The organism is Rhizobacter sp. P3_C12, from assembly GCF_056402735.1.
Genome location: NZ_JBFUGW010000209.1, coordinates 1 through 11,058, shown reverse-complemented (window position 1 = coordinate 11,058; position 11,058 = coordinate 1). Strand labels below are relative to the sequence as shown.

Annotated in this window: 13 protein-coding genes and 3 tRNA genes; 11 read left to right on the top strand and 5 right to left on the bottom strand. The window is 68.4% G+C overall.

Annotated elements, in window-relative coordinates:
• On the bottom strand, positions 1–493 hold a 493-nt coding region (locus AC1DXV_RS25105), incomplete at its 3' end, for a GntR family transcriptional regulator (RefSeq protein ID WP_477936093.1).
• Between the two features lie 77 nt (positions 494–570).
• On the opposite strand from AC1DXV_RS25105, the gene AC1DXV_RS25100 reads away from it, so the two are divergent.
• The 6 genes from AC1DXV_RS25100 (at position 571) to AC1DXV_RS25075 (ending at position 2,996) form a co-directional block, all read left to right on the top strand.
• Positions 571–1,419 (top strand): MBL fold metallo-hydrolase, encoded by an 849-nt coding sequence (locus tag AC1DXV_RS25100; RefSeq protein WP_477864682.1) that lies wholly within the window; start codon positions 571–573, stop codon positions 1,417–1,419.
• 371 nt (positions 1,420–1,790) lie between these two features.
• Positions 1,791–1,866 (top strand) — tRNA-Asp (locus AC1DXV_RS25095).
• Between the two features lie 7 nt (positions 1,867–1,873).
• Positions 1,874–1,959 (top strand) — tRNA-Cys (locus AC1DXV_RS25090).
• Between the two features lie 37 nt (positions 1,960–1,996).
• Positions 1,997–2,067: transfer RNA gene (locus tag AC1DXV_RS25085), tRNA-His, on the top strand.
• 117 nt (positions 2,068–2,184) lie between these two features.
• On the top strand, positions 2,185–2,361 hold the full coding sequence (locus AC1DXV_RS25080; protein ID WP_477864681.1) for an SEC-C metal-binding domain-containing protein: 177 nt from the start codon (positions 2,185–2,187) through the stop codon (positions 2,359–2,361).
• 59 nt (positions 2,362–2,420) lie between these two features.
• Complete coding sequence (locus tag AC1DXV_RS25075; RefSeq protein WP_477936091.1) at positions 2,421–2,996, top strand: HNH endonuclease; 576 nt, start codon at positions 2,421–2,423, stop codon at positions 2,994–2,996.
• Positions 2,997–3,000: 4 nt separating this feature from the next.
• On the opposite strand, the gene AC1DXV_RS25070 is transcribed toward AC1DXV_RS25075, so the two are convergent.
• Positions 3,001–3,945 (bottom strand): YicC/YloC family endoribonuclease, encoded by a 945-nt coding sequence (locus AC1DXV_RS25070; RefSeq protein WP_477864679.1) that lies wholly within the window; start codon positions 3,943–3,945, stop codon positions 3,001–3,003.
• A 28-nt stretch (positions 3,946–3,973) separates the two neighbouring features.
• Here AC1DXV_RS25070 and AC1DXV_RS25065 point away from each other — a divergent pair, with 28 nt between their 5' ends.
• The 5 genes from AC1DXV_RS25065 (at position 3,974) to hemW (ending at position 8,546) form a co-directional block, all read left to right on the top strand.
• Positions 3,974–4,942, top strand: coding sequence for a serine/threonine protein kinase (locus AC1DXV_RS25065; RefSeq protein ID WP_047507438.1), 969 nt, complete (start codon positions 3,974–3,976; stop codon positions 4,940–4,942).
• A 4-nt stretch (positions 4,943–4,946) separates the two neighbouring features.
• On the top strand, positions 4,947–5,861 hold the full coding sequence (locus AC1DXV_RS25060) for a PP2C family protein-serine/threonine phosphatase (RefSeq protein ID WP_073467031.1): 915 nt from the start codon (positions 4,947–4,949) through the stop codon (positions 5,859–5,861).
• 117 nt (positions 5,862–5,978) lie between these two features.
• Positions 5,979–6,704, top strand: coding sequence for a ribonuclease PH (gene rph / locus AC1DXV_RS25055; protein ID WP_477864678.1), 726 nt, complete (start codon positions 5,979–5,981; stop codon positions 6,702–6,704).
• 5 nt (positions 6,705–6,709) lie between these two features.
• On the top strand, positions 6,710–7,315 hold the full coding sequence (rdgB, locus tag AC1DXV_RS25050; protein WP_477864677.1) for an RdgB/HAM1 family non-canonical purine NTP pyrophosphatase: 606 nt from the start codon (positions 6,710–6,712) through the stop codon (positions 7,313–7,315).
• Position 7,316: 1 nt separating this feature from the next.
• Positions 7,317–8,546 carry a radical SAM family heme chaperone HemW gene (hemW, locus tag AC1DXV_RS25045; protein WP_477864685.1) on the top strand — a complete coding sequence of 410 codons (1,230 nt, stop codon included), beginning with the start codon at positions 7,317–7,319 and terminating at the stop codon, positions 8,544–8,546.
• A 60-nt stretch (positions 8,547–8,606) separates the two neighbouring features.
• On the opposite strand, the gene AC1DXV_RS25040 is transcribed toward hemW, so the two are convergent.
• From AC1DXV_RS25040 to AC1DXV_RS25030, 3 genes are all read right to left on the bottom strand, one after another.
• Positions 8,607–9,341 (bottom strand): site-2 protease family protein, encoded by a 735-nt coding sequence (locus AC1DXV_RS25040; protein ID WP_477864676.1) that lies wholly within the window; start codon positions 9,339–9,341, stop codon positions 8,607–8,609.
• A 25-nt stretch (positions 9,342–9,366) separates the two neighbouring features.
• Positions 9,367–10,263, bottom strand: a complete 897-nt coding sequence (locus AC1DXV_RS25035; RefSeq protein ID WP_477864675.1) for a DUF2167 domain-containing protein — start codon at positions 10,261–10,263, stop codon at positions 9,367–9,369.
• A 72-nt stretch (positions 10,264–10,335) separates the two neighbouring features.
• Positions 10,336–11,058, bottom strand: a 723-nt coding sequence (locus tag AC1DXV_RS25030) for a LysR substrate-binding domain-containing protein (protein ID WP_477936089.1), incomplete at its 5' end; no start/stop codon positions are given.

Genomic DNA, 11,058 nt, shown 5'->3' with positions numbered 1-11,058 from the left:
GGCGCGGGTCGCCCTGCGGGTCGCTGCCGGCGCCGCTGGCGCGCGACGCGGCGCGCAGCGCACGGGCGGTGAGGCGCCGCCACACGTCGAACGGGAACTGGCGCTGGTCGGGGTAGCCGATGCGGAAATCGAAGCGCGGCGGGGGCGAGGGGCGCGCGGGCGCGCTGTCGCGCCAGGGCGCCGCCAGCTTGTGGGCCAGCGACGCGCCCGCGGCATCGCCCGCCGGGCCGCCGTGACGCGCCGAGACGTAGGTGCCGGAGCCGTGCCGGCCTTCGACGTAGCCTTCGGCGAGCAGCAGGTCGTAGGCGCCCAGCGCGGTGCTGCGCGACACGCCGGCCAGCCCGGCGAGCTCGCGCGTGGCAGGCAGGCGGGCACCCGGCGCGAGCCGGCCGTCGACGATGGCGGCACGCAGCTGGTGGTGCAGGGCCTGCTGCACGTTGCCGGAGCCGCGCGCGGGCAGATCGAGGCGCAGGTCGAAAAGTGGCTTGCTCATCTTGGCGGAAAGTGGATCTCGAAACGAGCCACATTGAACGGCATCCTGAGGCCATCGACAAGACCCTGGAGCCCACGATGAACCACCCGATCTGTGCCACCTGCGGCACCCAGTTCGCGCTGTCGGCCGTGCCGCCGCCGCGCTGCCCCGTGTGCGAGGACGAGCGCCAGTACGTCGGCTGGAAGGGCCAGCGCTGGACGACGCGCGGCGAGCTGGCGGCTGCCCACCGGCTGCGCATCGAGGACGACCAGGGCGTGCTCGGCATCGGCCTGGCGCCAGGCTTCGCGATCGACCAGCGCGCGATGTTCCTGCCCACCGATGCCGGCAACATCCTGTGGGAGAGCCTGAGCCTGGTGACGGACGAGGCGGTGCAGGCGCTGCGCGAACGCGGTGGCGTCGACCTGATCGCGATTTCGCATCCGCACTTCTACGCGGCGATGGTCGACTGGAGCGACGCGCTGGGCGGCGTGCCGATCCTGCTGCACGAAGCGGACCGCGAATGGGTGCTGCGGCCGGCACCGCAGATCCGCTTCTGGGGCGGGGATGAGCTGCGCCTGTCCGACGGCGTCACGCTGCTGCGTTGCGGCGGGCACTTCGCCGGCAGCACCGCGTTGCACTGGCGGGACGGGCCGCGCCCGGGCGGCGCGCTGTTCCCCGGCGACGCGCTGCAGGTGGTGCAGGACCGCCGGCACGTGTCGTTCATGTACAGCTACCCGAACCTGATCCCGATGCGGCGTGCCGACGTGCTTCATCTGCGCGACGTGGTGGCCGGTCTGCCGTTCGAAGACGTGTTCGGCTACACCTGGGGGCGCAACATCATCGGCGACGGCCACGCAGCCGTGCAGGCGTCATTCGAGCGCTACCTGGATGCGGTCTCGTCAGAGGTTCGAGGATCGCTGCCAAAAAAACATTCGCAGACAGCTTGACGGTGAAGTAAAGACTATTTACAGTCCACCTCCTTCGCTCATCGAGCACCACTTCTGACAGGCAGTCGCATCGTGAAACTTGCATCCGTCATCGCCATCCACCAACCCGTTCGCGGGGTGGTTGCGTGCGAGTCGTGTCTGCCGATGACGAGCCATGAGTGCTTCGACCGAGACGAGGACCAGATGCACCCGGGAGAAGGCAGCGCATAGGCGCACACCTTCGACTCTCTGTACGCAGAGGCCCGGATTCCGAAAGGATCCGGGCCTTTTCTCTTCAACTATCAAGAAGCCTTTGTGGAATCAAGCCAGGAGGGCGGAAATCGGCCGCAACGATTGGGCGGCGCCGGAACCCGTGACCGGATGGATTGAATGCTCCGTTGACTCAGTGGCCAGAGTGCCGGCCTGTCTAGCCGGAAGCCGCGGGTTCGACTCCCGCACGGGGCGCCAGCAACATCTCGACGTAGCCAAGTGGTCGAAGGCATCTGGCTGCAAACCAGACGGCGCAAGCCCGCATCCGTTCGAATCGGATCGTCGAGTCCATCAGTTCGTCTTTCCGATGGCGCATGTGCGCTTGGGTGTGACCGTAGCTCAATGGCAGAGCCGTGGGTTGTGATCCCGCTGGCGCCGGTTCGATTCCGGCCGGTCACCCCCAAGCGCATTTGAATCTCACGCGTCGCAGACCCGGACGCAAAACCATCCACCATCAACCAGCAAGGAGGTGTGCCATGAAACCCATCAACGAAGACGACGTGAGCTTTCGAGGTCATGAGCAAGCGACGCAAGGGCTTCCCGTCCGAGACCGGCGTCAAGCGCGGCCATCGAGTCGTCGGTGACGGCAAGGAGCTCCTCGAGAAGCTCGGCCGCAACGATCCATGCCCGTGCGGCTCCGCGAGGTCGTTTCAAGCGCTGCTGCCTGCGCAGCGGATGCTTTTGACGGCGTGAACCGCGATCACTACGAGCGCTGAGGTTCCACCACACAGGCCCGCGAAAGGAGGCCACCCATGCATTCCCATCCCCACAGCCACGTGCTGCAACTCGACATCCAGGGCACGCCCCAGGCGTGGATCACGCTGGAGCATGCAGCGTCGCACGTGGCCGTGGATGCAGTGGCCTGGGTCGACGGCGACGGTCCGCTGGCCACGCTGCGCGGCGGTTTCAACGTCGCGCGCGACCGCCAGTCGGTCATCGACGTGCACCCGATCATCGCGTTGCGCGGTGCATCGGGCGTCAACCTCTTCGACGTGGTGCCGGCCTTCAGCAAGGGCAAGTTGTTCCGCCGCGACCGCATGACCTGCGCCTACTGCAGCCAGTGCTTCCCGGAGCGCGATCTGCAGTGCGAACACATCGTGCCGGAGTCTCGCGGCGGCGGCTGGACCTGGATGAACCTCGTCACCGCGTGCGCCGCCTGCAACGGCCGCAAGGCCGCCCGCACGCCCGAGGAGGCGCGCATGCCGCTGGTATACCTGCCGTACGTGCCGAGCCGCTTCGAAGGCTTCCTGCTCGAAGGCCGGCACATCCGCGCCGACGTGCACGAGTGGCTGGCGGCGCGTTTGCCGAAGGGATCGCGGCTGAGTTGAGCCGTTACTCCAGGTTCTGCACCTGCTCCCGCAACTGCTCGATCGCCACCTTCATCTCCACCGAGATGTTGGTCAGCTCCAGCGTCGAGGCCTTCGAGCCCAGCGTGTTGGCCTCGCGCAGCAGCTCCTGGATCAGGAAGTCGAGCCGCTTGCCGACCTCGCCGCCGGCCTTCAGCAGGCGGGCGATCTCTTCCAGGTGGGCGCGCAGGCGGGCCAGCTCCTCGGCCACGTCGATGCGGATCGCATAGGCCGCCGCCTCGTTCAGCGCACGGTCCTGCAAGGCCTCGCGGGCGATGCTCTGCGCCGCGCCGGTCACGTCCAGCGCCTCCTGCCAGCGCTCGACGAAGCGCTGCTGCTGGCGCTGCACCGCGGCCGGCACCAGCGGCTCGGCCTGCGTGGCCAGTTCGCGCAGGCGTTTCACGCGCTCCATCAGCACCGCCACCAGCTTCTCGCCCTCGCGCTCGCGCGCTTCGGCCAGGCCGTCGATGCAGCGGCGCGCGGCGTCCAGCGCCGCTTCGTCCAGGTGCTCGGCCGTCGAGCCCGTCTTGCACCACTGCAAAACCTCGTGCACCGACAGCGGCTGCGCCTTCGGCAACCAGCTCTGCACGGTGTTCTCGATGCGGCTCAGGCGGTTCAGCTGGTCCGGCTGCGGCGTCGGCCAGGCCGATTCGTTTTCCCGATGGGTGTTCAAGCGCAATTCGACCTTGCCGCGCCGGAAACGCTTGGTGATCAGGTCGCGCAGCACCGGCTCCAGCGAGCGGAATTCATCCGGCAGGCGCAGGCTCAGGTCGAGGAAGCGGTTGTTGACGGAACGCAGTTCCACCATCACGCTGGTCGCGGTCGCCGTCGGCGACCGGGGGGCGGAAGCATCTGCCGCCACCGTGCTATCTGTGGCGGTTTGCGCCCCGGAGGTGGCGCTTGCGTACCCGGTCATGCTGTAGACTGGCATTCAATTTATCGCATTGCAAAATCCGATTATGTCAAAGCCAAAACCCGCTCCGTTGCCGTCGGGCACGGTCGTCGGTGGCTACCAGGTCATCAAGAAGCTGGCAGCCGGTGGCTTTGGGGTCGTCTACCTCGCCGAAGACTCCGACCGTCACCTGGTGGCCGTCAAGGAATACCTGCCGTCCTCGCTGGCCGAGCGCGCGCCCGGTGAACTGACGCCGCGCGTCAAGCCCGAGAAGCAGCCGCTGTACCGCCTGGGGCTCAAGAGCTTCTTCGAAGAAGGGCGTTCGCTCGCGCAGATCAGCCACCCGAGCGTGGTCAGCGTGCTGAACTTCTTCCGCGAGAACGAAACCGTCTACATGGTGATGAACTACCTGCAGGGCGACACCCTGCAGGATTTCATCGTCACCGCGCGCGACCTGAAGCGCGACAAGGTGTTCCGCGAGTCCACCATCCGCAGCCTGTTCGACGAGATCCTGCGTGGCCTGCGCATCGTGCACCAGCACAAGATGCTGCACCTGGACATCAAGCCGGCCAACATCTTCATCACGAACGAGAACAAGGCGGTGTTGCTCGACTTCGGCGCGGCGCGCGAAGTGCTGAGCAAGGAAGGCAACTTCATCCGCCCGATGTATACACCCGGCTTCGCCGCGCCCGAGATGTACCGCCGCGACGGCACGCTCGGCCCCTGGACCGACATCTACGCGATCGGCGCCTGCATCTACGCCTGCATGCAGGGCTATCCGCCCAACGATTCCCCGCAACGCATCGAGAAAGACCGCCTCGCGCTGTCGCTCTCGCGGCTGCGCAACGTCTATTCCGACAACCTCATTGAAGTAACCGAGTGGTGCATGTCGCTGGATCCCTTGTCGCGCCCGCAAAGCGTTTTTGCCCTGCAGAAGGAACTGGCGCGCGAGACCGAACGGCGCTACACCAAGCTCAGCTTCAGTGAACGACTGAAGCTGCAGCTCGAGAACCTCACGACCGGCGCGAAGGGCTGAGGGCATGCGATTCACCGTGTACCAGGTCAGCCGAAAAGGCGGCCGCGAGAAGAACGAAGACCGCATGGGCTATTGCTACACGCGGGATTCGGGGCTGTTCGCGCTCGCCGACGGCATGGGCGGCCACCCCGAAGGCGAGGTCGCCTCGCAGCTCGCGCTGCAGACGCTCGCCGCGATGTACCAGCGCGATGCCAAGCCCACGCTGAAGGAGCCGATGCGCTTCCTGCACGAGGCCATCATCGCCGGCCACCACCAGCTGCTGCGCTACGCCACCCAGAAGGCGCTGATCGACACGCCGCGCACCACCGTCGTCGCCTGCGTGCTGCAGGGCAACAACGCGTACTGGGCGCACTGCGGCGATTCGCGGCTGTACCTGGTGCGCGGCGACAAGCTCGTCGCCCGCACCCGCGATCACTCCTACTCCGAACTGCAGGAAACGCTGAGCCACGTCGTGCCGATGGGCGAGCGCTTCAACCGCAACGTGCTGTTCACCTGCCTGGGCAGCCCGGGCAAGCCGGTGGTCGACACCGTCGGCCCGCTCGTGCTGCAAAGCGGCGACCGCCTGCTGCTGTGCTCCGACGGCCTGTGGGGCACCGTCACCGATGCGACGATCACCGAGCAGCTGGCGCGCAACACGCTGGCCGACGCGGTGCCCGAGCTGGTCGAGCAGGCGCTGCGCAACGGTGGCGCGAAGAGCGACAACGTGACGGTGCTGGCCGTCGAATGGGAATCGGCCGAAGACAACGACAGCAACGGCGGCATCTCCACCGACACGCTGGGCGAGGAAGTCTTCGCGTCGACGATCCAGGCGAGCGTGCTGGGCCAGGAAGCGCCCGACGAGCTCGACGATGCCGAGATCGAGCGCTCGATCAAGGAAATCAACGAGGCGATCCGCCGCTCGTCGCAGAAAAAGCCCTGACGGCACGCCGGGCGCGTCCCGGCGTAAGCTTCGCTTCATGACCTTTCGAGTCCGCTCGCGCCCGTCGCGATGCGGACTTTGTCTTTCACGACACCACCTTCATCGCCCGCACACCCCATGAGCTTCATCCGCACCCAAGGTCGCGCCGCCGATGCGCTGCGCCCCGTCAGCATCCGCCGCCATTTCACGAAGCACGCCGAAGGTTCGGTGCTGGTCTCGTTCGGCGACACCCAGGTGCTGTGCACCGCGTCGGTCGAAGAGAAGGTGCCGCCGCACAAGCGCGGCAGCGGCGAGGGCTGGGTGACCGCCGAGTACGGCATGCTGCCGCGCGCCACCCACACCCGCGGCGACCGCGAGGCGGCCCGTGGCAAGCAGAGCGGGCGCACGCAGGAGATCCAGCGCCTGATCGGCCGCTCGCTGCGCTGCGTGTTCGACCTGAAGAAGCTCGGCGAGCGCAGCATCCACCTCGACTGCGACGTGATCCAGGCCGACGGCGGCACGCGCACCGCGGCGATCACCGGCGCCTACGTGGCGGCATACGACGCCGTCAGCTGGCTGCAGCGCAAGGGGCTGATCACCGAATCGCCGATCCGCGATGCGGTGGCGGCGATCTCGGTGGGCATCGTCGACGGCACGCCGCTGCTCGACCTGGAGTACGTCGAGGATGCCGGCTGCGACACCGACATGAACGTCGTGATGACCGCTGCCGGCGGCTTCGTCGAGGTGCAGGGCACGGCCGAGGGCGCGGCCTTCTCGCGCGACGAGATGGGCGCGCTGCTGGCGCTGGCCGACAAGGGCATCCGCGAACTGGTGGCGGCGCAGCGGGCCGCGCTGGCGGGTTGAAGGCGATGCGGTTGGTCCTCGCGTCGAACAACGCGAAGAAGCTCGGCGAGCTGCAGGCGCTGTTCGCGCCGCTGGCCATCGAGCTGGTCACGCAGGGCTCGCTCGGCATCCCCGAGGCCGAGGAGCCCTACCTCACCTTCGTCGAGAACGCGCTGACCAAGGCCCGGCATGCCGCGCGCGCGGCCGGGGGCGCGGCGATCGCCGACGATTCCGGGCTGTGCGTCGATGCGCTGAAGGGCGCGCCGGGCGTGCTGTCGGCGCGCTACGCGACGCTGTTCGGCCAGCCGAAGAGCGACGACGACAACAACCTCGTGCTGCTCGACTGCATGCAAGCGCACGACGACCGCCGCGCCCGCTTCGTCAGCGCGCTGGTCGCGGTGCGCGAGGCCGACGACCCCGAGCCGCTGATCGCCTTCGGCCGCTGGAACGGCGAACTGCTGCGCGAGCGCGCCGGCGAGGGCGGCTTCGGCTACGACCCGCTGATGTTCATCCCGGCGCTCGGGCGCTCGGTGGCGCAGCTGAGTGCCGACGAGAAGAACCGCCACAGCCACCGTGCGATCGCATCGCGGCAGATGCTGGCCCTGATGCGCGAGGTCTGGCACCTTGGCTGACGTGATTCCGATCGGCCCGGCACTGGCCGCGCCCGGCGAATCGGCCGGTGACATGGTGGCGCGCTACATGCGCCCCGGCACGCTGCAGCTCGCCGCGCTGCCGCCGCTGTCGCTGTACGTGCACCTGCCGTGGTGCCTGCGCAAGTGCCCGTACTGCGATTTCAACTCGCACGAGAAGGCCGGCGAGCTGCCCGAGGCGCGCTACCTCGACGCATTGCGGGCCGATCTCGAAGCCGCGCTGCCGTTCGTGTGGGGCCGCCGCGTGCACAGCATCTTCATCGGCGGCGGCACGCCCAGCCTGTTCGCGCCGGCCTCCATCGACCAGCTGGTCACCGACATCCGCGCCCGCCTGCCGCTGGAGGCCGGCTGCGAGATCACGCTCGAGGCCAACCCCGGCACCTTCGAGCGCGACCGCTTCCGCGGCTACCGCGCGGCCGGCATCACGCGGCTGTCGATCGGCGTGCAGAGCTTCGACGACGAGAAGCTGCGCGCGCTCGGCCGCGTGCACGACGCCGCGCAGGCGCGCGCCGCGGTGGCCGAGGCGCGCGAGGCCTTCGACACCTTCAACCTCGACCTGATGTATGCGCTGCCCGGGCAGACGCTGGAGCAGTTCGATGCCGACCTGAAGCAGGCGCTCGATTTCAAGCCGCCGCACCTGTCGATCTACCACCTGACGATCGAGCCCAACACCTTCTTCGCGAAGCACCCGCCGGCCATCCCCGACGACGACCTCGCGTTCGACATGCTCGACCGCATCGTCGAGCGCACCGCCGCGAGCGGCCTCGCGCGCTACGAGGTCTCGGCGTTCGCGCAGCCGGGCCACCGCTGCCTGCACAACCAGAACTACTGGCAGTTCGGCGACTACCTCGGCATCGGCGCCGGAGCGCACAGCAAGCTGAGCTTTCCGCACCGTGTCGTGCGGCAGATCCGCTACCGCGATCCGGCGAAGTACATGGCGCAGGCGCTGGCGGGTGCTGCGATCTCGCAGGACGAAGAGGTCGCGCGCAAGCAGCTGCCGTTCGAGTTCATGCTGAACGCGCTGCGGCTGGTCGACGGCTTCGAGCTGGTGCGCTTCACCGAGCGCACCGGGATGCCGCTGAGCGCGATCCGCGCGCCGCTCGACAAGGCGCTGGCGCAGGGGCTGGTCGAGCAGGACGGCGGCTGGGTGCGGCCGACCGGCCGCGGGATGGATTTCCTCAGCGACCTGCAGTCGCTGTTTTTGGCCGATTGATTCCCGGATTGGCATCCAGGCTACGAATCCTGTAGCCCGGATGCCAATCCGGGATGGCCGTCACACCGACGCGCCGCCCCCATGGCGCATCAGCTCCAGCATCTCGTGCAGGTCGTAGGTCATCACCGCGAGGAAGCCGACGAGCGCGATGTAGGTCACCGCATAGCCCGCCCGCGTCTCGAACGACGCGACCCGGTAGGCCTGCGCGGCCGGGTCCCCGCGCTGCTTCCACGCGGTCCACAGCTGCGAGCCGGCCAGCACCGCCACCAGGATCAGCATCGGGCTCGGCCGCCACATCAGCATCGCCAGCAGCACCGGCACGCCGGCGAGCCACAGCCAGGGCGAGATCACCTGCGTGATGCGCCCGCCGTCCAACGGGCTCAGCGGGATCAGGTTGAACAGGTTCAGGAAGAAGCCCGAGTACGCGACCGCGAGCAGCCAGTCGATGTGCTGGTCGCGTGCGACGAAGTAGCAGGCCAGCGCGCCGAGCGTGCCGATCAGCGGGCCGCCCATGCCGACGTAGGCCTCGGTCTCGGCGTCGTGCGGCTGCTCCTTCAGCTGGATCCAGGCGCCGACGAACGGTATGAAGGTCGGTGCACCGACCGCCAGCCCGCGCTGCCGCGCCGCGATGAAATGCCCCATCTCGTGCACGAACAGCAGCACGACGAAGCCGACCGCGTAGCGCCAGCCCCAGATGAAGGCGTAGACGACCACCGACAGCAGCATCGTGCCGCCGGTCGTGAGCAGCTTGCCGAACTTCAGGCCGCTGAACAGCAGCAGGAGCAGTTTGATCACGTGTCGAATTCTCTTGTGTCGGATGTCAGGTGTCGGATTTCTTGCGCGTGAAGAACTTGCCGATCACCGCCAGCAGCCCGGCACCGGCCAGCAGCGCGACCTTGGCGAACTTCAGGAAGAACGCCGCGATCACCGCGAACAACCCGAGCTTCTTGACGGCCACGCCGGCCACCAGCGCGGCAATGCCGTACTCGGCGACCTTGTCGGTGCTGCTGTTGAAGTCGGTGTAGCCCTTGCCGCCGTTGAAGTGCAGTGCCGACAGCAGTTGGCCGGCCACCGGCTTGTCGGCCTCGATCGAGGCGCGCGAGGTGATCAGGTTCAGCGTGATGTAGCCCTCGCGGCCGAGCGCGTAGGTGTTGTAGTTGATGCTTTGCTGCGCGTCGTTCTCGCCGGGCGTGCGGGCGGCCATCGACCACACGAGGCGGTGCGTCGCCGCGTCGTAGCTCGGCTTCTGCACCCAGCCGACGATCTCGAGCTCGGGGAAGCCCTGCTCGCGGCGGCGCTTGTTGCCTTCCTCGGTGCCTTCCTTCAGGCTCTTGTACAGGTCGTCGACGTTCCAGTCCTTCGCGTCGTCGTCCTTGATGTAGCCCGAGGCCTCGTAGCGCGCGACCACCAGCCATTGCGGGTCGCCGCTGGACTGCACCAGGCCGATCAGGTGGTCGTCGCTGCTGTTGCCCATCGCCTGCATCAGGCGGCCGGCTTGCGGCTGCGGGATGTATTCCATGCCGGCGGGCAGCTTCAGCACGGCCTGGTCGCGCAGCAGGATGTCGCTCGGGCCTTTCATGGTGGCGGCCCGCGCCGCGGCGACGGCGGCCTCGCCTTCCTTCTGGCGGTCTTCCGCGGTGCCGGCGCGGCTCGCCGTGGCGGCCAGCGCGAATGCGGCGGCCAGGGCCGCAGCGGCGGCGATCTTGATGAACTTCATGGGTCCTCCGGGGTGATGCTGTGGTGTTGTCTGCGTCGCAGTTTTCAGCGCGCCCTCACGCGCCGGACCATGCTAGCGCACGGGCATCGGTGGTGTCTTCACCAAGTCTTGGGATTGCGTGAGTTCTTCGCGCAGCCAGTCGCGCAGCGCGACCAGCGGCGGCCAGTCCCGCAGGTCGGGCGGGTAGACGAGCCAGTAGGCGTAGGCCTCGTCGTCCGGCAGCGACAGCGGCGACAGCCGCACCAGCTTGCCGTCGCAGATCGCATCGGCGGCGAGCAACTCGCGCGCGAGCGCCAGGCCCAGGCCCTGCTCGGCGGCCTGCAGCATCAGCCCGGCATCGTTGAAGGCGGCGACCGGGTTGACGCGCACGCGCAGCCCGGCCAGCTCGAACCAGCGTGCCCACAGCCCCGGGCTGCCGAGCAGCGGCTCGTCGGCCAGCGCCTTGGCATCGCGCCCCTGCAGCCGGTGCGCGGCATTCGGCGAGCCGATCGCGATCAGCGGCGAATCGATCAGCCGCTCGCTGACCAGGCCTTTCCACTCGCCGCTGCCCTGGCGCAGCGCGGCATGGAAGCCGTCGCGCTTCAGGTCGATCACCTGCTGCGACGCGAACAGCTCGATGCCGATGTGCGGGTTGCGCTCGCGCCAGCGCGCCATGCGCGGCAGCAGCCAGCGCTGCGCGAACGACGGCAGCAGCGTGACGCGGATGCGGTGCTCGGCGCCCGAGGCGGCGGCCGCCGCGGCGCGCATGCCGTCGTCGAGCTGGGCCAGCGCCGGCTCCACCGCGCGCAGCAGCGC